Origin of the sequence: Streptomyces sp. NBC_00091 (assembly GCF_026343185.1) — a bacterium.
In the GTDB taxonomy this organism is placed as follows: Bacteria; Actinomycetota; Actinomycetes; order Streptomycetales; family Streptomycetaceae; genus Streptomyces.
The window spans coordinates 4,343,684-4,362,912 of sequence record NZ_JAPEMA010000001.1 but is presented as its reverse complement, the minus strand read 5'-3'; the positions used below and the strand labels follow the sequence as shown (position 1 = coordinate 4,362,912).

The 19,229-nt window shown below is 71.3% G+C and carries 20 protein-coding genes; 11 read left to right on the top strand and 9 right to left on the bottom strand.

Annotated elements, in window-relative coordinates; genetic code table 11:
- Positions 1-6: 6 nt before the first annotated feature.
- Both OOK34_RS20155 and OOK34_RS20150 read right to left on the bottom strand, forming a co-directional pair.
- Positions 7-285: a hypothetical protein gene (locus OOK34_RS20155; protein ID WP_267035253.1), complete on the bottom strand. Its 279-nt coding sequence runs from the start codon at positions 283-285 to the stop codon at positions 7-9.
- Between the two features lie 14 nt (positions 286-299).
- Positions 300-1,094, bottom strand: coding sequence for a PspA/IM30 family protein (locus tag OOK34_RS20150; RefSeq protein ID WP_267035252.1), 795 nt, complete (start codon positions 1,092-1,094; stop codon positions 300-302).
- Between the two features lie 250 nt (positions 1,095-1,344).
- Between OOK34_RS20150 and OOK34_RS20145 the strand changes: the two genes are divergently transcribed.
- Together OOK34_RS20145 and OOK34_RS20140 are read left to right on the top strand one after the other, a co-directional pair.
- Complete coding sequence (locus OOK34_RS20145; RefSeq protein WP_267035251.1) at positions 1,345-1,944, top strand: DUF3043 domain-containing protein; 600 nt, start codon at positions 1,345-1,347, stop codon at positions 1,942-1,944.
- A gap of 113 nt (positions 1,945-2,057) precedes the next feature.
- Positions 2,058-2,765, top strand: coding sequence for a bifunctional 2-polyprenyl-6-hydroxyphenol methylase/3-demethylubiquinol 3-O-methyltransferase UbiG (locus OOK34_RS20140; protein WP_267035250.1), 708 nt, complete (start codon positions 2,058-2,060; stop codon positions 2,763-2,765).
- Positions 2,766-2,975: 210 nt separating this feature from the next.
- Here the strand turns inward: OOK34_RS20140 and OOK34_RS20135 are convergent, their stop codons facing one another.
- The gene (locus OOK34_RS20135) at positions 2,976-3,185 is read right to left on the bottom strand and encodes a hypothetical protein (RefSeq protein ID WP_267035249.1); all 210 of its coding nucleotides are present in this window, start codon (positions 3,183-3,185) and stop codon (positions 2,976-2,978) included.
- Positions 3,186-3,288: 103 nt separating this feature from the next.
- Here OOK34_RS20135 and OOK34_RS20130 point away from each other — a divergent pair, with 103 nt between their 5' ends.
- From OOK34_RS20130 to OOK34_RS20110, 5 genes are all read left to right on the top strand, one after another.
- On the top strand, positions 3,289-4,503 hold the full coding sequence (locus OOK34_RS20130) for a bifunctional adenosylcobinamide kinase/adenosylcobinamide-phosphate guanylyltransferase (protein ID WP_267035248.1): 1,215 nt from the start codon (positions 3,289-3,291) through the stop codon (positions 4,501-4,503).
- Between the two features lie 64 nt (positions 4,504-4,567).
- Positions 4,568-5,653: a nicotinate-nucleotide--dimethylbenzimidazole phosphoribosyltransferase gene (gene cobT, locus OOK34_RS20125; protein ID WP_267036831.1), complete on the top strand. Its 1,086-nt coding sequence runs from the start codon at positions 4,568-4,570 to the stop codon at positions 5,651-5,653.
- 81 nt (positions 5,654-5,734) lie between these two features.
- The gene (locus OOK34_RS20120) at positions 5,735-7,618 is read left to right on the top strand and encodes a phosphatidylglycerol lysyltransferase domain-containing protein (RefSeq protein ID WP_267035247.1); all 1,884 of its coding nucleotides are present in this window, start codon (positions 5,735-5,737) and stop codon (positions 7,616-7,618) included.
- A complete protein-coding gene (locus OOK34_RS20115) occupies positions 7,615-8,406 on the top strand; it encodes a hypothetical protein (protein ID WP_267035246.1) in 792 nt (263 codons plus the stop codon). Before OOK34_RS20120 ends, OOK34_RS20115 begins: the two co-directional genes overlap by 4 nt.
- A 58-nt stretch (positions 8,407-8,464) precedes the next feature.
- Positions 8,465-9,640, top strand: coding sequence for a sensor histidine kinase (locus OOK34_RS20110; protein ID WP_267036830.1), 1,176 nt, complete (start codon positions 8,465-8,467; stop codon positions 9,638-9,640).
- A 369-nt stretch (positions 9,641-10,009) separates the two neighbouring features.
- On the opposite strand, the gene OOK34_RS20105 is transcribed toward OOK34_RS20110, so the two are convergent.
- On the bottom strand, positions 10,010-10,267 hold the full coding sequence (locus tag OOK34_RS20105) for a hypothetical protein (protein ID WP_267035245.1): 258 nt from the start codon (positions 10,265-10,267) through the stop codon (positions 10,010-10,012).
- A gap of 500 nt (positions 10,268-10,767) precedes the next feature.
- Between OOK34_RS20105 and OOK34_RS20100 the strand changes: the two genes are divergently transcribed.
- The 4 genes from OOK34_RS20100 (at position 10,768) to OOK34_RS20085 (ending at position 13,222) form a co-directional block, all read left to right on the top strand.
- Complete coding sequence (locus OOK34_RS20100) at positions 10,768-11,358, top strand: XRE family transcriptional regulator (RefSeq protein ID WP_323183442.1); 591 nt, start codon at positions 10,768-10,770, stop codon at positions 11,356-11,358.
- Positions 11,359-11,718: 360 nt separating this feature from the next.
- Positions 11,719-12,102: a VOC family protein gene (locus OOK34_RS20095; RefSeq protein WP_267035243.1), complete on the top strand. Its 384-nt coding sequence runs from the start codon at positions 11,719-11,721 to the stop codon at positions 12,100-12,102.
- 191 nt (positions 12,103-12,293) lie between these two features.
- Positions 12,294-12,851 (top strand): hypothetical protein, encoded by a 558-nt coding sequence (locus tag OOK34_RS20090; protein WP_267035242.1) that lies wholly within the window; start codon positions 12,294-12,296, stop codon positions 12,849-12,851.
- A gap of 260 nt (positions 12,852-13,111) precedes the next feature.
- A complete protein-coding gene (locus OOK34_RS20085; protein ID WP_267035241.1) occupies positions 13,112-13,222 on the top strand; it encodes a winged helix-turn-helix domain-containing protein in 111 nt (36 codons plus the stop codon).
- Positions 13,223-13,678: 456 nt separating this feature from the next.
- Here the strand turns inward: OOK34_RS20085 and OOK34_RS20080 are convergent, their stop codons facing one another.
- The 5 genes from OOK34_RS20080 to pelF all read right to left on the bottom strand — a co-directional run bounded on the left by OOK34_RS20080 (position 13,679) and on the right by pelF (position 19,165).
- Positions 13,679-14,242 carry a hypothetical protein gene (locus OOK34_RS20080; protein WP_267035240.1) on the bottom strand — a complete coding sequence of 188 codons (564 nt, stop codon included), beginning with the start codon at positions 14,240-14,242 and terminating at the stop codon, positions 13,679-13,681.
- A 254-nt stretch (positions 14,243-14,496) separates the two neighbouring features.
- Positions 14,497-15,318 carry an endo alpha-1,4 polygalactosaminidase gene (locus OOK34_RS20075; protein WP_267035239.1) on the bottom strand — a complete coding sequence of 274 codons (822 nt, stop codon included), beginning with the start codon at positions 15,316-15,318 and terminating at the stop codon, positions 14,497-14,499.
- Positions 15,315-15,968 (bottom strand): spherulation-specific family 4 protein, encoded by a 654-nt coding sequence (locus tag OOK34_RS20070; RefSeq protein WP_267036829.1) that lies wholly within the window; start codon positions 15,966-15,968, stop codon positions 15,315-15,317. Before OOK34_RS20070 ends, OOK34_RS20075 begins: the two co-directional genes overlap by 4 nt.
- Before the next feature lie 63 nt (positions 15,969-16,031).
- On the bottom strand, positions 16,032-17,624 hold the full coding sequence (locus tag OOK34_RS20065) for a hypothetical protein (protein WP_267035238.1): 1,593 nt from the start codon (positions 17,622-17,624) through the stop codon (positions 16,032-16,034).
- The gene (gene pelF / locus OOK34_RS20060; RefSeq protein ID WP_267035237.1) at positions 17,621-19,165 is read right to left on the bottom strand and encodes a GT4 family glycosyltransferase PelF; all 1,545 of its coding nucleotides are present in this window, start codon (positions 19,163-19,165) and stop codon (positions 17,621-17,623) included. The genes OOK34_RS20065 and pelF overlap by 4 nt, the downstream gene beginning before the upstream one ends.
- Between the last annotated feature and the right edge of the window lie 64 nt (positions 19,166-19,229).

The window sequence follows — 19,229 nt, the reverse complement described above, 5'->3', positions numbered from 1 at the left end:
CCCGTCTCAGCCCGGGATGAGGCCGTCGTCACTGAGCATCTGCCGCACCTCGTCGAGGGTGGCGTCGGGTGCGGGCAGGATCAGCTCGGACGGCTCCAGCGCCTCGTCGGGCAGCGGGCTGCCCAGACGCCGGACGGCTTCGAGCAGTGCGCCCAGCGTGCGCCTGAAGCCCTCCTGGTCGCCGCTCTCCATCTCCTCGAGGAGTTCGTCGTCCAGCTTGTTGAGCTCGGTGAGGTGCTCGTCACCGAGCTCGACCTGCCCTTCCCCCATGATGCGGACAATCATGACGGGCCCCTGTCCTACTGCTTGTCGAACCGGTGCTGGGTCTGCGACGGCTGGGCGGTGCCCGGGGCGCCGCCCTCGATGGCCTGCTGCTGGGCGGACGGGCCGCCCGCCAGCTCGGCCTTCATCCGCTGGAGCTCCAGCTCGACGTCGGTGCCGCCGGAGAGGCGGTCCAGCTCGGCCTGGATGTCGTCCTTGGAGCCGAGGCCGCTCTGGTCGTCCAGGGCGCCGGAGGCCAGCAGCTCGTCGATCGCGCCGGCCCGGGCCTGGAGCTGGGCGGTCTTGTCCTCGGCCCGCTGGATGGCCAGGCCGACGTCGCTCATCTCCTCCGAGATGCCGGAGAAGGACTCCGCGATGCGGGTCTGCGCCTGGGCCGCGGTGTAGGTGGCCTTGATGGTCTCCTTCTTCGTACGGAAGGCGTCCACCTTGGCCTGGAGGCGCTGCGAGGCCAGCGTCAGCTTCTCCTCCTCGCCCTGGAGGGTCTGGTGCTGCACCTCCAGGTCGCTGACCTGCTGCTGGAGGGAGGCACGGCGGGACAGGGCCTCGCGGGCCAGGTCCTCACGGCCCAGGGCGAGGGCCTTGCGGCCCTGCTCCTCCAGCTTGGCGGACTGGCCCTGGAGCTGGTTCAGCTGCAGTTCCAGGCGCTTGCGGGAGGTCGCCACGTCGGCGACGCCGCGGCGCACCTTCTGAAGCAGCTCCAGCTGCTTCTGGTACGAGTAGTCGAGGGTCTCGCGCGGGTCCTCGGCCCGGTCAAGGGCCTTGTTCGCCTTCGCGCGGAAGATCATCCCCATACGCTTCATGACACCGCTCATGGGCTTCGCGCGCCCCCTTCTAGACGGACTGTGCTCCAGGTCACCGACAGGACCCACAGTACGGGCCCTGTCTCTATTACCGCACTGTTCGAGTACGGATGCGCTCCTCCTCGAGGACGACTACCCCAGTGCCGTATCAGGCGTGAGGAGTAGGTGATCCCCGAGGCCCGCACAGGGAAGACGCCCGCCGTTGCCGGATCGTTCCCCGCCGAGGTGGGGCCCGTGGCCCCGACCACGTAGGGTTGGGTTTGTGTTTGGTAGCCGCTCCTCCAAGGAAGAGAAGGCCGCCGCCACCGACAAGGTGAGCGCCGACCTCTCGCAGCCCCGTGACCCGCAGGCCCCGAAGGGCCGCCCGACGCCGAAGCGTGCTGTGGCCCAGTCGCAGCGCAAGGCCGTGGTGGCCTCGACCGGCAACCGCAAGGAGGACGCCAAGCGAGCCCGCGAGCGTCGCCGTGAAGAGATGGCCAGGCAGCGCGAAGCGCTGGCCAACGGTGACGAGCGCTATCTGCCCGCCCGTGACAAGGGGCCCGTGCGCCGCTTCGTCCGCGACTTCGTGGACTCCCGTTTCTCGATCGCCGAGATGTTCCTGCCGCTGGCCGTGATCATCCTGGTGCTGAGCATGATCCGGGTCCCGTCGATCCAGAACATCGCCCTGATGCTGTGGCTCGGCGTGATCGTCCTGATCATCCTCGACTCCATCGGCCTGTGGTTCCGGCTCCGCAAGGCGCTGAACGAGCGCTTCAAGGACGAGCCCCGCCGCGGCGCCGTCGCGTACGGCCTGATGCGCACCCTCCAGATGCGCCGCCTGCGCCTGCCCAAGCCGCAGGTCAAGCGCGGGGAACGGCCCTGACCGGAGCGACGCCCGGAGCATCAGGGGCATCGCCGGGGGAGGGCTTCTCGGGGGGAGCCCGGCTGTGGCTGGAGGGCCTGGGCGGACTGCGCAACGCCGTCCGCCAGGAACTCGTGGGCCGGCAGGTCGAGGAACAGATCACGCACCGCTTCCCGGTCGGGCAGCGGCTGCGCGTCCTCGACGTCGGCATGGGCCAGGGCACCCAGGCGCTGCGTCTGGCCCGGGCCGGACACCGGGTCACCGGCCTGGAGCAGGACGCCGCCATGCTGGCGGTCGCGCACGCGGCGCTGGCCGCCGAGCCCGCCGGGATCCGCGACCGGGTCGAGCTGGTGGAGGGCGACGGCCGTGAGACGGGCGCGCACTTCGGACCGGGCAGCTTCGACGTGGTGCTGTGCCACGGGGTGCTGATGTACGTGTCGGAACCCGACGCGATGCTCGCCGGGCTGGCCCGGATGCTGGCGCCCGGCGGACTGCTGTCGCTGCTGGTGCGCAACGGCGACGCGCTCGCGCTGCGGCCCGGGCTGTCCGGGGACTGGCCGGGGGCGCTGGCCGCCTTCGACACCGTCGACTACACGAACCGGCTGGGCCTGGACGTACGGGCCGACCGGCTGGCCGATCTGACGGCCACGCTGTCGGGCATCGGCGCGCCCCTGCACACCTGGTACGGGGTCCGCGTCTTCACCGACGGCACCGAGGCCGGGGCGGAACTCCCCCCGGACGAGGAGCTGGAACGCCTGCTGGCCGCCGAAGAGCGCGCCGGGCGGACCGACCCGTACCGCGGGGTCGCCGCGCTGCTGCACCTGTGCGGGGTCCGGGGCTGAAGCCGGCCGGGCGTCCCGCCGTGGGCGCCTGCGGCTACGCGCCGGGGCTCCGCCCCGCACCCCGCGCCTCAAACGCCGGCGGGGCTGGAATTGCCCTCCGGGCAATTCCAGCTCGCCAGGCAGGCGGGGCCTGAGCCGGCGCCGAGGGAGGCCCGAGCCGGGCTGGAGCCCGGCCCAAGGGCGGGCACACCCTCATCCCCCGGCCAGGGATCAGGCCTCGGCGGCCGCGCGCAGGCTCATCACGTAGATCTGGGTGTCGTCCTCGAAGAGGGTCACCTTCTCCGCGCCGCCGTCCAGGAGCTCCTTCCAGACCTCGCCGATCCAGGACTCGGCGTCCCCCTGGGTGGTGAACTCCTCCGGTTCCACCGCCGGGCTCGTCTCGGTGCCGTCGGCCTTCTCGAACCGCCACGTCCACACCATGTCCGCCTCCGTTGCTCGTCCGCGATCTCACGCTTCTCGCCTTGAGTGTGCCCGCAGAGTAGCCGGGCGCGCAGCACTACCGGCGACGCGGGAGGATCTCTGTGTGGAACTCACTCTGCTCGGCACCGGTACCCCTGAAGGACTGCCCCGCCCCGGCTGTCCCTGCGCCGCCTGCGCGGTCTCCGTGGGCACCCGGTCCCGCGGCGCGACCTCCGTCCTCGTGGACGGGGCGCTGCTGCTCGACCTGACCCCCGGGGCGGTGCTGGCCGGGGCCCGCGCGGGGCATTCGCTGGCCGGTGTGCGGCAGGTGCTGCTGACGCACCCGCACGACGGGCCGGCCGTCGAGCTGCCGCCCGGGCTGCCGGCCGCCGGGCGGGTGCCCGACGGGCGGGAGCTGGCGGTGATCAGCGGGCACCGGGTGCGGGCGGTGCCGATGGACGCGCCGGGCACCGGGTACGAGGTCACGGGCCCGGACGGGAGCCGGCTGCTGTACCTGCCGCCTGGCGGGGCGCCGGGCGGCACTCACAACGGGCCCGCGCAGCGCCCGTACGACCTGGTCCTCGCGGACGTGCTCGGCCGGCCGGAGGCCCTGGCCCGGCTGCGGGCGAGCGGCGCCGTCGGCCCGGCCACCGACGTGATCGCCGTGCACCTGGACCACGACACCCCGCCGGGCCCGGAGCTGGAGCGCCAGTGCGCGGCCGCCGGGGCGCGGGCGGTACCGGACGGGACCACGGTGGTGGCCGGCGAGTACCACGCGGTACCGGACGTGCCGCGCCGCACCCTGGTGCTCGGCGGGGCCCGCTCCGGCAAGTCCTTCGAGGCCGAGCGGCGCCTGGCGGCCTTCCCCGAGGTGATCTACGTCGCCACCGGCGGCACCCGCGAGGGCGACGCGGAGTGGGCCCAGCGCGTCGGCCTCCACCGCGAGCGGCGCCCGGCGACCTGGCGGACGTTGGAGACCTGCGAACTGGTGCCGCTGCTGGAGCAGGCCGGCCCGCCCCTGCTGATCGACTGCCTGGCGCTGTGGCTCACCGACGCCATGGACCGGGCCGGGGCGTGGGACGACGCGGTGTGGGCGGCCGGGGGTCGCAAGGAGCTGCGCGAACGGATGGAGGACCTGGTGGCGGCCGTCCGCGCGTGCCGCCGCCCGGTGGTGCTGGTGAGCAACGAGGTGGGGGCCGGCGTGGTCCCCGCGACCGCGTCGGGCCGGCGGTTCCGCGACGAACTGGGCCGCCTGAACAGCAGGGTGGCGGGCGAGTGCGAGCACGTACTCCTGGTGGTCGCGGGACAGGCGCTCGTCCTCAAGGAACAACCTCGGTGAAGCGGAGCCGGGACACCCCCTGAGGGAGGGTCTGAACGGCTGTAATCTCTGCCAGATGACCACGCTGAATCTCGACGACTTCTCCGATCTGATCGAACGCCCCGACGGGGGTGTCCGACGTGACGCCGAGGAGCGTCGTGAGCGGCTGGCCGTGCCGCCCGGCGCCCTGGGCCGGCTCGACGAGCTCGCCGAATGGCTGGCCGCCGCGCAGGGCCGGGTGCCGGTCAGGCCGATCGAGCGGCCGCGCGTCGTCCTGTTCGCCGCCGACCACGGGATCGCCGCCGAGGGGGTCTCCGCCCGGCCCGCCGGCAGCGCCCACGAGCTGGTGCGCGCGGTGCTGGACGGGACCAGCCCGGTGTCGATCCTGGCCGGGCGGTTCGGCGCGGGCGTGCGCGTCGTGGACGCGGGCCTGGACTGCGACCCGGAGCTGCTGCCCGAGGACGTGGTCCGCCACCGCGTACGCCGCGGCAGCGGGCGGATCGACGTGGAGGACGCGCTGACGGCCGAGGAGGCCGAGGCCGCGCTGCGCCTCGGCATCCGGATCGCCGACGAGGAGGCCGACTCTGGTACGGACCTGGTCGTCCTCGGTGATCTGAGCGTGGGCGGCACCACGGTGGCGGCCACGCTGGTGGCCGCGCTCTGCGGGACGGACGCCTCCGTGGTCACCGGCCGCGGCGGGCTGCCGATCGACGACCTGGCCTGGATGCGCAAGTGCGCCGCCATCCGCGACTCCCTGCGCCGGGCCCGCCCGGTGCTGGGCGACCAGATGGCGCTGCTGGCGGCGGTGGGCGGCGCGGACGTCGCCGCGATCACCGGTTTCCTGCTCCAGTGCGCGGTACGCCGTACGCCGGTCATCCTCGACGGGGTCGTCTCGGCGGCCTGCGGGCTGGTGGCCCAGCGGGCCGCCTTCCGCGCCCCCGACTGGTGGCTGGCCGGGCAGTCCAGCGGGGAACCGGGGCAGGCCAAGGCCCTGGACCGGATGGCACTCAACCCGGTGCTCGACCACGGCGTCACAGTAGGGGAAGGAACCGGGGCCCTGCTGGCGCTCCCCCTGGTCCAGGCGGCCGCCGCACTCGCTGCGGAACTGCCGGAGAAGGCGGAGAAGGCGGAGAACGCAGAGAAGGCGGCTGCGGAACAGCCGACGGACTGAAACACCGGGCACTACGGGCCTGACCAGTCCGCAGTGCTCGCACTGCGCTGCGGACGGTGACGCCCCATATCATCGCTTTTCATGGGAGAGGTCCGCTTGACCAGCGTAGAAACCGACCGGAGCCTCGCTCAGGCTTCCGGCAAGGGGTCCAACAGCAAGAAGGAGCAAGGAGGGGAACCCGCCGCGAAACCGGAGACCCGCAGGGGCACTCCCCGGTCGCGGCGCGGTGCCGCCTTCGCGGTCTGGTACCTGCGGTCCGTCACCTTCGTGAACTTCCTGAGCGCGGTGTGGCTCTCGCTCGGGCAGGACCTGCGCCGGCACAACACCGCCGACTTCTACACCCCGTACCTGCTGACGGCCGGGTTCGCCTCCGGGCTGTTCTCGCTGCTGCTCGCGGTCACGATGGGCCGCCGCAAGCGGGCCGCCTGGATCCTGAACCTGGTGGTCGGCGGCATGCTGCTGCTGGCCTTCGCGGTCGCCGCCTTCGCGCCCTGCACGGGCGGCGAACTGAGCCTGTGCTACCCGGAGTTCCGCGACCACGCGCAGAACTGGGTCTCGCTCGGCCTGACGGCCGCCTTCGTCGGCGCCCTGCTGCTGGGCCGCCACGAGTTCTACGCCAAGGGCGACCGCTCCAACCCGAAGCTCGCCACCGCCGTGGCCGCCGTCGGCCTGCTCCTCACCTCGCTGATCGCCGCCCTGCTGGTCGGCGCCACGAACACCGACGCGGACCGCGCCGACGCCACCTTCCTGACGCGCTGGCGGTACGGCGTGATGCGGCTGATCACGCTGGCGCCCGACGACAAGGTGTACAACGCGATCACCACGCCCGCCTGGGTGGACGTGTTCATCAACGTGATGTCGATGCTGCTGCTGCTCGCCGTGCTGTTCGCGGCGTTCCGCTCGCGGCGCGCCGTCGACCCGCTCACCCCCGAGGACGAGGAGCGGCTGCGGGCGCTGCTCGCCAAGCAGGGCGACCGCGACTCGCTCGGCTACTTCGCGCTGCGCCGCGAGAAGTCCGTGATCTGGTCCCCGACCGGCAAGGCCGCCGTGACCTACCGCGTCGTCGGCGGGGTCTCGCTGGCCTCCGGCGACCCCATCGGCGACCCCGAGGCCTGGCCGGGCGCGATCGAGCCGTGGCTGGCCGAGGCCCGCGAGCACGGCTGGGTGCCGGCCGTGATGGGCGCGAGCGAGGAGGCCGGGCAGATCTACGCCCGGCACGGCCTGGACGCCCTGGAGCTGGGCGACGAGGCCATCGTGGAGACCGACGAGTTCACGCTGGAGGGCCGCGCCATGCGCACCGTCCGGCAGGCCTACAACCGGGTCAAGCGGGCCGGCTACACGGTCCGCATCCGCCGCCACGCCGACATCCCGGCCGAGGAGATGGCCGTACTCCTGGAGCGGGCCGACGACTGGCGCGACGGCGCGACCGAGCGCGGCTTCTCCATGGCGCTGGGCCGTCTGGGCGACCCGGACGACGGCCAGTGCGTGATGCTGGAGTGCACCGACGGCAAGGGCGACCTGCGCGCCGTGCTGTCCTTCGTGCCGTGGGGCCCCAAGGGCCTGTCCCTGGACCTGATGCGCCGTGACCGGGATTCCGAGAACGGCCTGATGGAGTTCATGGTCATCGAACTGCTGGAGCGTTCCAAGGAGATCGGCGTCACACAGGTCTCGCTCAACTTCGCGATGTTCCGTTCCGTCTTCGAGCGGGGGTCCAAGCTCGGCGCGGGTCCGGTGCTGCGCATGTGGCGCTCGCTGCTGAGCTTCTTCTCCCGCTGGTGGCAGATCGAGTCCCTCTACCGGGCCAACGCCAAATACCGCCCTATCTGGGAGCCGCGGTTCATGCTCTTCGAGAAGAGTTCCGACCTGCTGCGGATCGGTATCGCGGCGGGCAGGGCCGAGGGCTTCCTGGAGGCGCCCGGCCTGCCCAAGTGGCTGCACCGCAAACACCTGGAGACGATTCGTTGACGTCGTGGAAGACGGAGGTCCGGCAGTTCGCCCGCCGCGAGTGGGGTCCCCTGCTGCGGACCGTGCGCGACGCGCTCGTCCGTGACAAGTGGCGGGCCGCACCGATGACCATCGGCGCGGTCTGCCTGACCTCCGTCTTCCAGATCGTCCAGAACACGTCCTGGGGTTTCCAGCCGGTCCAGAACCTGGGCTCCGTCAAGGCCGTCGACCCCCTGTGGCTCGCGCTGCTGCGGACCCCGCTGTCCCTGTTCGTACCGGCCCTCGACCTGCCCGTGTGGGGGGCGCTCGCGCAGATCCTGCTGGTCTTCGGGATCGCGGAGATCTGCATCGGCTGGTGGCGCACCCTGCTGATCGGCTACGTGGCCACGCTCGCCGGGACCACCTACGCCCGGATCGGGCTCTCGCTGGGCCCCGACCACCCCTTCGGCCTGCCGGTGTCCGACCGGATCGTCAACGACACCGGCCCCTCGGCCGCGGTGGTGGGCCTCGCGATCTACGTCTGCTGGCGCTACCGGGCGTACCTCACGGGGGCCGTGGTGATCCTGGTGATGATCGGGGAGGTGCTGGTCAAGAACAACCTGGCCGGCAAGGAGCACCTGGCGGCCATCGCCGCCGTCATGGCGGTGTGCGTGGTCCGCGCCCGGTGGGGGCCGGCCCGCTCCCGGGCCCCGCTGGGCCCCCGGCCGCCGGCTCCCCCGACGGCTCCCCCGTCCTCATCCCCGCCGTCGTCCCCGTCCTCGTCCCCGTCCTCGTCCCCGCCGTCTCCGCCGGGGCCCGCCCGGACGTAGGCCGTACCGTATCGGGGTGACGACAGACCTCGGGCCCTTCGCACCCACCCGGCAGTGGATGCGGGCCCATCCGCTCGCCACCGACGCCGTGCTCGCCTTCGGGGCGCTGGTCTCCATGGTCGTCGGGTCCTTCGCCGACCCGCACGGGCCGCACGGGCCCACCTTCGGGACCCGCACGCCCGACCCGTTCTCCCTGCTGCTGATGCTGCTCGGCGCGGCCGCCCTGGTGCTGCGGCGCCGGCGGCCCCGCGCGGTGCTCGCCGTCACCTGCGGGCTGTCACTGCTGGAGCTGACCACCGGGGAGCCGCGGGCGCCCGTCGCCATGAGCGCGGTGATCGCCCTGTACACGGTGGCCGCGCTCACCGACCGGCCGACCACCTGGCGGATCGGGCTGCTGACGATGGCGGGGCTGACCGGGGTGGCCATGCTGGCCGGTCCGATGCCCTGGTACGCGCAGGAGAACATCGGGATCTTCGCCTGGACCGGGATGGCCGCGGCGGCCGGGGACGCGGTGCGCAGCCGGCGGGCCTTCGTCGACGCCATACGGGAACGGGCCGAGCGGGCCGAGCGGACCCGTGAGGAGGAGGCCCGGCGGCGGGTCGCCGAGGAGCGGCTGCGGATCGCCCGGGACCTGCACGACGTGGTGGCGCACCACATCGCCCTGGTCAACGTGCAGGCGGGGGTGGCCGCGCACGTCATGGACAAGCGGCCCGACCAGGCGAAGGAGGCGCTGGCCCACGTACGCGACGCCAGCCGTTCGGCGCTGAACGAGCTGCGCGCCACGGTCGGGCTGCTGCGGCAGTCCGGCGACCCGGAGGCGCCGACGGAGCCCGCGCCGGGGCTGGCCGTACTGGACGAGCTGCTGGACACCTTCCGGCACGCGGGGCTGCCGGTGCGGGCGACGGTGCAGGTGGGGCCGGAGGGGGCGGCGCTGCCCGCGGCCGTGGACCTGGCGGCGTACCGGGTGATCCAGGAGGCACTGACCAACGTGCGCAAGCACGCGGGCCCGGGCGCGCAGGCCGAGGTCAGCGTGGTGCGGGTGGGGGCCTCGGTGGAGGTGACCGTACTGGACGACGGGGGCGACTCGGCGGACTCCGCGCCGGGGCAGGGCGATCCGGGCGGGGGCCACGGACTGCTCGGCATGCGCGAGCGCACCGGCGCCCTGGGCGGCTCCTGCTTCGCGGGACCGCGTTACGGGGGCGGCTTCCGGGTACACGCGATCCTGCCGGTTTGAGGGGGCGGGGGGCGGCCTCCCCTGGGCGGTCTCAGGGAGGGTTTGGGGGTTTCCCGTCAGTCTCATCGTCCTTCCGTGTCGGGCCGGCCGGTCAAGGGCGCTCACTTCGTTCGCGTCGCTTCGCGATGGCCTTCGGCCACCCTTGACAGACCGTCCCGCCCCGGAAAAACGAAGACTGCCGGGAAACCCCCAAAAGAACGGCCCGGTCCAAGGGCAAGGGACGGGCCCGTCACAGTCCAGTCGAGGAGCCGGGCACCGGCCCGCCGGGCATCCGGGCACCTTGATGGGCTGGCCCAGGACCGGGGGCCCGGCCACCCGCACCAAATGTTGACCAGAGCCCCCTGCGGAGCGCCCAGGCGCGTCAGATCGCTACGCGCTGCCGATGGTTTGGCGTCCGACGGCCATCTTGGGCTGGTCATTGGCGGGTTCGACGTTTGCGACGGCGGTGGTGAACTCTCGGCCGGACGCACCCCGGATGTAGGCCAGTTCCATCCAGCGCTCGTAGGCGACGGAGTCCGACACGTTTTCGTTGATCACGGCCATCAGCTCGCCTTCGGCGCCGGATGCGATGTCGCGGACCCGGCGGCTGAGGAGACGGTGCGGGACGTACTCGTACTGCTCACTCATCGGATGCCTCCTCGAAGGTGTCGAGGAAGCGTTCCCAACCAGCACGAGCACGGTCGATTAGTTCCTGACTGGGTCCAGTCACGGCCTCGGGCGTGGCCAGAGGCCGTCGTGCTCGCATCGCGGCCCCACCACCGAGAATCGGCAACCTCCGTTCGTAGCCCTCGCCGAATACCCGGCGGGCCCGGTCGTGCTCGTCCGAACACACGACGGCCAAAGCAGCCACCAGCTGTTCCAGTGAGGTGAATCGGTCAGGCGGAGTCAGCACGACCCCACCCCTGGAGAACGCCCAAATGTCCAGTGGAGGACTCTTGAACACGGCTTTGAGTTCAGCTATGGCCGACGCCGGTGTGAGACCACATCAGCTGGCTGATCGGGTGGGGGTATCAGGGAAGACGGTCACTCGTTGGTTAGCGGATCCCGCGCTGGTGCCGCATGCTCGAAACCGTGCAGATGTGGCTCGGGTGTTGGGAGTTGAAGAGCGCATGATCTGGCCCGAAGCAGTGACCAGCCGCGTGAAGGTCGGGCAGGACAAGGAGCTGGTCCACTCGTACCCTTACCGCTCCGCGTGCCCTTCCACGACGTGGGCGAAGCTGGTCGCGGAGACGACCACCGACATGCTGCTGTCCGGGTACACGAACTACTTCTTCTGGACCATGATCCCCGACTTCACCGGGATCATTCGGAAGAAGGCCGGGAACGGATGCCGCGTCCGCTTCCTCCTGGGCGACCCGAACGGCGAGACCACTCGACAGCGCGAGGCGATCGAGGACGCGGCCCTGACCGTCTCCACACGCATCCGCATGACCCTCGAACAACTGGACCGGATCGGACCCTTGGACGGCCTGGAAGTCCGCGTCAGCGCCCCGGAAGACGCCACCAACCACGTCGGCCTCAGCGTGTTCCTCTTCGACTCCGACGCCCTCGTCACGCCCCACCTCGCTCGCGTCATCGGACACGACTCGCCCATGTTCCACCTGCGCCGACAGAACAAGGAGGGCATGTTCGACCGCTTCTCCGGCCACGCCGAGGAACTGTGGGAACGAGGCACGCCGTACGCGTTCGACCAGCCCAAGACGGCCGCCGGCCGCTGAGGACGTCTTCCGGTTGGTCCGTGCCGAGGTGATCTGGCTGGGCTCATGTCCTTGATCAACTTCAGGTAGGGTCCAGCTCGCTACAGGAAGTCGGAGACCTTGGGGGAGCTCCGCGATGAAGCGTTGGATGAAGTGGGCATCCGTCGCGGTGGCGGGGGTTCCGGTGGTGCTCGCGGTGGTGGCCTGCGCCGGGGAGCGTTGGCTGGAAGGGCAACACCGTCACTTTCCCGTACCACCGAGCAAAGGTGACCTGCCAGAAGATGTAGGTCCTGAGAGACCCGGCGCCGTGACCGGCGCTGTGCGCGAGCGATGAGTGCAGCTCGGTGGCGTCTGGAGTGGAAGTCGGGAAGGCTGGGGCGCATGGTTTCGGTATTGCAGAACGTGGCGATTGACTGTGCGGATGCCTATGAGCTGGCCCGGTTCTGGAGCAGTGTGACGGACCGTCCGATGCATCCGGATGTCAGACCGGGCGACCGGGAGACTCAGGTGCTGCTGGCGGAGGGCCCGGTGCTGTACTTCAACCAGGTGCCCGAGGCCAAGACGATCAAGAATCGGATCCATCTGTGTTTGCGCCCTGAGACCTCGCGCGATCAGGAGGTGGACCGGCTACTGGGCCTCGGTGCCACCTTTGTCACTGATCACCGGAATCCCGATGGTTCAGGCTGGGCAATCCTTGCCGATCCCGAAGGTAACGAATTCTGCGTTCTGCGCAGTGAGTCCGACCGAGCTGCCATGAGTTCCTGACGCTGAGGCACCGTCGTCCTGGCCGGTTTCGTACGACGGCCGGTCGCAGCCACTCATTGATGCCCGCCCCAGCCCTGACGGCGACTGGGCGTAGCGTGCCGGCTTGGGTTCGGAATGAACGGAGAAGAGAAATCGCAAGCTTTGCGCTCGCTCGCACCGCGTCGCTGGCAGGGCCACTCGGCGTCGGCTTGGTGCTCGGCCTGCTGGGCCCCATTTCCGAGAAGTCGGACAATCCTGTAAGCGTGGTCGTGAACGCCGTCCTCTACGGCGGGTGGTCATGGGCCTGTTATGCGTTCCTGGTGGGTTATTTCCGCCGGTCCAAAATCGAGTCGGCTCTGCTTGCGCCTTTCGGACTGGCCATCGGAGTGACCACTTACTACCTGTTCAAGGATCTCAGCCTCGCCACTCCGGCCGGGATGGAGGTCGACACCTCGAGTGGAGGATCACTCTCTAAAATCATGGTGTGGGGAACGCTGGCGTTTACATTCGGGGCGCCTGTCGGATTCCTCGGCAACGTGGCGCGGATTCCGGGACTTGGCGGCCTCTTCTTTCGGCTTCTCATTCCGGTCATCGCATTTTACGAGACTTCCATGCGGCTGGACGGGGAGGCTCGTGGGCAGAGTGCAGTTGTCTTGAATACCTGGCACACCGTTCGGTTCATCGCGGCCGTGGTTGCGTTCACTCTGGTCGTGCAGGTTATCTGGAGTTGGTGGCGCGATCACCGGCAAGCGCGTGAGTTGAGATACTGAACTTGATTGGGTGATGTCGGAGCTCGCCTGACAGCTCCTGGCCGGTTCCGGTAGCCCTGGACCGTGAGATACGCGCAGGACGGCGGGTTGACCGACGTCGGGAGGGCCGCGCGGGAGCGGATCCGGCTGCAGGCCGTGGAACGCTTCGGAGGCGGGGAGAAGAACCGGGAAGCAAACAGCAAGTGGTGAGGCTGGAGCGGGAGTTGGAGCGCGGGCCGCTCTCCCACGGATGGCCGGACCAGCGGTGAACTCTGGCTCGGGTGAAGACGCTGATCGGCCGGCTGTTCCACGTCTCGTACACGGTGGAGGGCACGTGGCGGCTGCTGAAGCGGCACGGGTGGTCGTGGCAGCAGCCGGGCGATCGAGCGTGACGATGCGGCTGTCGAGCTGTGGAAGCAGGAGGTCTGGCCGCAGGTAAAAGCGCCGCGGCGGCCCGTGGGGCCTCTACCGGGGCCGCAAGGGCGAGAAGAAGGGCTTCACCTGGCGGGACTACCGTGACCTGATCGTCCGCGCGCACATCCATCTCGCCGGTCCGCTCGTGCTGGTCTGGGACGACCTCCGCGCGCACCTGATGCCGCAGGCTGACCGTCTTCCAGCTGCCCTCCTACGCACCCGACCTCAACCCACAGGAGGGCATCTGGGCCCTGGTCAAACGGACCATCGGCAACCTCGCTGCCGCAAACCTCGACCAGATGGCCAAGGCCGTTGAAGCGAAGCCTCAAGCAGATCCAGTACCGGCCGCACTTGGTCGATGGCTGCCTCGCCGGAACCGGTCTGACCATGGATATCTGACCACCGGTTGGCCGTCGGCAATGTGTGGTGGCGATTCAGTGCTGCACTATCGACTTGGTCCGACGCTGGTAGGACAACGCGCATACGCCGAGGGACAATCCCATAGAGAAAAAGTTAACGAAGCCGATAATGAAGACCCACGGGGACATACCGGCCAAGTTTGCCGTGGAGAGCCCACCGGTCGCAATCACCACCAGGCCGAGGCCTCCGTAGGGAGTGAGGGCCACCGCCGAGGCCCATCCGGGTGCAAGGGGAAGCCATCGCGGGACCCGCCGTCCCCGCAGCCCGGGTACCCAGCGCGGGAAGATCTGACCCCATGGTCGGGTGAGAGCTCCGAGGAGCGTGATGCCCAGAAGGATACCCACGGCCGTGAAGTCGATCCCGTGTTCCTCCAGCCATACAAGAACCTGGGGAGCCCCGTTCTTGGTGAATTCCTCGGCGATACTCATGCCCACCGGCTTGCCCGCCGTTCCGCCCCATGACCAGTAGAGCTTCATCGCCACATAGGGAAGGCAGCCGATGGCGCCCGCAATCGCTGCCCGCCTGATGGTCAGCGGCGGGCCGATGTACGACATGCTGGATTCGGTGCGTCGACGCATGTCATTACCCTGCCGAGGGACAAGTGCTCCGCGCATCCACCCAGGGCACAAGGTGTTCCTCCCCCCTGCGGGGGAGATACGGAACCACCACGACCCCAGCCCACCCCAGTGACCCCAGCTGACTCGGCCAGCCTCTCGGGCTCAGTCAAGCCGCCGCCCTGCGCGTATCTCGCAGCCACAGAACTAGACCTACGGGCCGTCAGGTGCAACGGCCCGACATCACCCAATCAAGTTCAGTAGCTCCCCCGGATCCTTCAGCACGCCTTGCGCCACGGGCCCAGTTCGAGCTTCTTCTCCAGGGAGCTGAGCTTCAGGCGGCGGGACTGCTTGCAGAAGCGGGAGGCGGGGAGTTCGTACTCGACGTGGAAGACGGCCTTGCCCGCCTTGATGAAGGGGGTCAGCTCCTCGCACTCGTCGTACTGGGCGCACTGCTCGTTGACCGCGAAGTCGAACTCGCCGACCAGCTGCGGGATCTGGTCGAGGTCGTTCTTGAGTCCGACGGCCAGTCCCCGCTCGTGGGCGAGGCGGGCGATGAGCCGGTTGTACGTCAGCTGGTCCCCGGCGGTCAGCGGGAAGCCGGACTTGTTGCGGTAGGCGTCCATGTTGTCGGGCTCGACCGCGTCGAAGCCCTTGTCCCGGCACATGTCGAAGCGTTTGGCGATCAGCGGCTCCAGGGTGGCGGTCTGCCGGATGTCCAGCCAGCGTTCCCCCTCCCAGCCGTTGCCCTCGCCGAGCAGCGCCTTCGGGAAGGCGTCCGCGTCCGGCCGGAAGTCCTCCCAGGCGCCGGTGGACAGGTAGCAGATGGTCCGGCGGCCGGCCTTCTTCAGCGCGGCGACCTCCTCCTTGGCGGTGGTGAACCCGTCGACGTCGTACACCGGTACGTCGACGGAGGTGTCCAGCCTTCCGGTGAGCTGCCACTGCCAGGCCGTACCGGGGCGGGGCTGCCAGCGCTCCCCCGGCACCGGGGCGGGCCAGAGGCCGGGGGCCTCGTCGTCGTCCGGTTCGGCGGTGCAGGCGGTGAGTAGCAGCAGTGCGGTGGCGCAGGCCCCGGCGAGGGCGGTGGTGAAACGCTTCATCCGGACGCCTCCAACGCGTACGGGAGGGTTCCCCACGGGTGTGCTCCGGTGCCGGGGACCGCGCAGTGCACCCCGGCGTGGCGCTGGGCCGCGAGTTCGGCGGCGGGCGCGTCCGGCGGGACGGCGTAGACGAGGTGGCAGAACAGCTGCGCGGGATGGTCGGCGGTCCACGGCGGCGGTGTGGAGGCGGCGTCGCGGTAGGCGTCCCAGGGGCCCTCGAAGGTGACGAGCAGGTCGGCGAGCCGGGCGTACCCGGGGTGCGGGTGGACGCCGTGGTTCAGGACGAGCGTACGGGCCCCCGCGGCCCGGGCGGCGACGGCGAGCCGGCCGTAGTGGGGCAGTAGGGCCGGGTCGGCGGAGGCCTGGTCGAGGAAGGACCCGTCGGCCCCGTACCAGTCGCGGTGGCGCAGCAGGTCCTGGACGACGGCGGCGTGCGGGCGCCGCCCGTAGTCGGTGTCGGTGTACCCGAGGACGGGCACGCCGGCGTCCCGCAGTCGCGCGGAGACGGCGGCGAACCGCTCGTCGGGGGCCTGGCCGGGCCCGCTGTCGGGGTTGAGCACCACCGAGTGCAGCTGCCCGGCGGAGCGGATGAGCCGCTCCCACTCCTCGGGCCGGTCGGCGGGGTGCTCGTAGAGCGGCACCAGCAGCATGGGGTCCTTCGTCTTCTCGTACGGGGTCACGGGTGGTCGGGGCGCGGGCGGGCCGGCGGCGGGTCAGCGGTGTGCGGTCGCCCGGCCGAGGAGCAGGCAGACCAGCACGGTCAGGGCCGTGGCGGCGGTGGCGGCGACCGCCAGCTGGACCAGGCGCGGCTGCCCGATCCCGGCCAGCAGGGCCAGGCTCTGGGCGAAGGCCGCGCCGGCGCAGACCACCGCGGCGGGCCGGACCGAGCCGAAGGACTGCAGGAGCAGCCCGGTCCACATCACGGCGCCGAGCAGCAGCAGGGTGGCGACGCGCAGTCCGGTCAGGCTCGGGGCCTGCGGCCACAGCACGGTCCCGGTGACGCCCAGGGCGAGCAGCACCAGCAGGTAGACGGCGAGGCAGCGGGCCAGGGTGAGGAGCATCCGGCGCCGGAACGCGCGGGGCGAGCGGGCCGCGCGGAGCCCGGCGAGGCTGCCGCTGCGGAAGCGGTGGAGCAGCCATTCGGCGGGGCCCATGCTGAGGGTGAGGGCCACCGCGGAGGGGGCGGCGACCGCCTCGGCGGGGCCTCCGCTGAGGACCTCCCCCAGCGCGGCGTACAGCACCAGCAGGCCGGTGCCGAGGCCGAACACCCCGTAGGGCACCGAGTCCCCGATCCGGGGCCCGCGCCGGGTGTGCTCCTCCTCGGCGCCGCGCAGCATCCGCCAGCGCACCGGACCGCCTTCGCCCGGGTGGCGCTCCGCCCAGCGGTGGATCCTGCGCACCGCGGCCCGTACGCCTTCGGCCAGCGGCAGCTCCCGCAGGGCGAGGGCGCAGGCGGCGACCAGGGACACCACGAGCAGGGCGACCCGTACCGGTACGGGCAGGCCGGTGGAGAGCGCGAGGACCGCCCCGACGGCCATGGGGCCGAGGGCTGCGAGCAGCACCCGCTCGCGGCCGAGCACCAGCAGTACGGTGGCGGCCCCGACGTACAGGGCCTGGCCGGCGGCGAAGGCGTACGAGAAGGGCGGCCCGCCGGGGACGGCGAAGGCGGCGGCGGTGCCGAGCAGTGCCCCGGCGGGGGCTCCGGCGAGCAGGGTCCGCCCGGCGGCGGCCCGGTCGCCGAGGCCGAGCCAGGAGTAGGCGCGGTGGGACAGGCTCTGGTCCCAGACCCAGCCGATGAGGGCGCCGGCGAGCAGGGTGAGGGTGCCGGCGGGCAGTCCGAGCCGGTCCGGCGGGCCTTCCAGCAGGGGCGCGCCGAGGACGTAGGCGAGGCCGGGCAGGGCGAAGATCAGCCCGCGCAGCAGGCAGGCGGTGAGGGAGACCTTCCAGGGGTCGGGGAGCCGGTCGGGCTCCGGGAAGGAGCGGGGCACGCGGGTGTAGAGCTCCTCGGCGAGGGCGAAGGAGTCGTGGCGGCCGTAGGTGAGCCGGATGTACTCGTCGGTCATCCCGTCGGATTCGAGGATGGCGGCGATCTCGTCGGGGTGGACGGCCGCCGCGACGAACACGTCGAGGCGTTCGGCGAGTTCGTCCATGGGGTCGGCGGCCGGGGCGGCCGGGGCGCCCGCCCCGGCGGCGCGGGGCCGGGGCAGGGCGGGCAGGGTGTCGGTGCGGCCGGTGGGGGCCGGGTGGCCGATGTGGACCCAGGAGCCTTCCGGGCCGGGGGGCTTGAGCCAGAGGGATCCGCTCACCACAGGCTCCCGTCGGCTGCGAGTTCTTTGTTCCAGGGGTCCTTGTGCCAGGGGTCGGCGAGGCGCTGGGACCAGTCGTCGCCGGTGTGGAGGGGCACGGCGGGCTGGCCGGCACGCTTCTCATCGGCGAGGCCCCGGTAGATGTGCCGGAAGCCGTCGACGGACTGGTGGAGGGTGAACTTCTCGACGACCCGTTTGCGGGACATCCGGCCGAGTTCGGCGCGGCGTTCGTCGTCGCGGAGCAGGGCGAGGGTGGCGCGGGCCATGGTTTCCGGTTCGCGGGGCGGGACGACGAGGCCGGTGTCGCCGACGGCCTCGCGGACGCCTCCGACGTCGGTGGAGACGGTGGTGCGGCCGCAGGACATGGCCTCGATGATGCTGAAGGGGAAGCCCTCGCTGATGCTGGAGAGCATGACGACGGAGCCCGCCGCGTAGGCCTTGGCGACCTGGTCGATGCGGCCCTCGTACGAGATGCCGTCGCCCACGCCGAGCTCGGCGGCGAGTTTCTCCAGGCGCAGCTTGTACTCCTCGCAGCCGGCCGGGACGGGGCCGAAGAGGCGCAGGCGCAGGGCGGGCAGCTCCTCGCGCATGAAGGCGTAGGCGCGGATCAGGGTTTCGAGGTCCTTGATCGGGTCGATGCGGCCGCACCAGCTGAGGGTGGGGACCTCGGGTTCGGGGCCGGCTTCGGGGAAGGCGTGCGGGTCGACGCCGTTGTAGACGGTGCGGATCCGTTCGGAGTCGGCGCCTCCGCGTTCCTCCCAGCGGCGGTTGTACTGGTTGCACGGGGTGATCAGGTCGGCCTGCCGGTAGCCCTCGGAGTTCAGCTCGCGGTAGAAGCCCAGCATCAGGGCCTTGACGGGCCAGCGCTGGGCGGCGCTGCGGTAGCCGAGGTAGCGCTCGCGCAGGTAGATGCCGTGCTCGGTGAGGAGGAAGGGCACTCCGTCGAGGCGTTTGGCGGCGAGGGCGGGGAGGGTGGCGAGGCCGCTGCTGACGGCGTGGGCGACGCAGTCGGGCGGGATCCGTACCGACAGCGGGCGCAGGGCGTGTTCCAGCAGGTCGGTGGCGGTGAGCGCGTCGTGGATGGTGGGCCGGGCGGCGGCGGTGAGCAGGCCGGGGCGGGTCCATACGTCCATCAGCAGGCGCAGTACCGATTCGGAGCGCAGGGCCGGGGCGAGCCGGCCGGCCCGGGCGAGGCCGGCGAGTTCGCCCAGGGCCTCGGAGAATCCCCCGCGCTCGGCGTCGATCAGGGAGAGCAGGAAGGTTTCGTAGGTGTCGGTGAAGCGGCGGTGGGCCTTGCCCCGCAGGGCCCGGCGGCGGGTGCGGGGCGGTGTCGGGCCCCAGAGCGGGACGGAGGTGTGCCGGTAGACGTTGCGGGGCAGTTCCCAGGTGACCGGCTCGCGTCCGGAGCCGGTCAGGGCTATGACGTTGAAGTCGACCTCCGGCATACCGCGCACCAGTTGGTCGCACCAGGTGCTGACTCCCCCGTGGACGTGCGGATAGGTGCCTTCGGTGAGCATGGTGACATGACGCCCACGGCTCATGCGGTGTGTCCCCCCAGGACGGAAAAGGGGCCGGCGCCCGTGGTCGTTGGCGGAGCGCCGGCTC

Excerpts from the sequence above, each read along its gene's own strand:
- OOK34_RS20155 (WP_267035253.1), bottom strand. The coding sequence starts at position 285 with ATGATTGTCCGCATCATGGGGGAAGGGCAGGTCGAGCTCGGTGACGAG.
- OOK34_RS20150 (WP_267035252.1), bottom strand. The coding sequence starts at position 1,094 with ATGAGCGGTGTCATGAAGCGTATGGGGATGATCTTCCGCGCGAAGGCG.
- OOK34_RS20135 (WP_267035249.1), bottom strand. The coding sequence starts at position 3,185 with ATGGTGTGGACGTGGCGGTTCGAGAAGGCCGACGGCACCGAGACGAGC.
- OOK34_RS20120 (WP_267035247.1), top strand. The coding sequence starts at position 5,735 with ATGGGAGAGGTCCGCTTGACCAGCGTAGAAACCGACCGGAGCCTCGCT.
- OOK34_RS20110 (WP_267036830.1), top strand. The coding sequence starts at position 8,465 with ATGCGGGCCCATCCGCTCGCCACCGACGCCGTGCTCGCCTTCGGGGCG.
- OOK34_RS20105 (WP_267035245.1), bottom strand. The coding sequence starts at position 10,267 with ATGAGTGAGCAGTACGAGTACGTCCCGCACCGTCTCCTCAGCCGCCGG.
- OOK34_RS20095 (WP_267035243.1), top strand. The coding sequence starts at position 11,719 with ATGGTTTCGGTATTGCAGAACGTGGCGATTGACTGTGCGGATGCCTAT.
- OOK34_RS20080 (WP_267035240.1), bottom strand. The coding sequence starts at position 14,242 with ATGCGTCGACGCACCGAATCCAGCATGTCGTACATCGGCCCGCCGCTG.
- OOK34_RS20075 (WP_267035239.1), bottom strand. The coding sequence starts at position 15,318 with ATGAAGCGTTTCACCACCGCCCTCGCCGGGGCCTGCGCCACCGCACTG.
- OOK34_RS20070 (WP_267036829.1), bottom strand. The coding sequence starts at position 15,968 with ATGCTGCTGGTGCCGCTCTACGAGCACCCCGCCGACCGGCCCGAGGAG.
- pelF (WP_267035237.1), bottom strand. The coding sequence starts at position 19,165 with ATGAGCCGTGGGCGTCATGTCACCATGCTCACCGAAGGCACCTATCCG.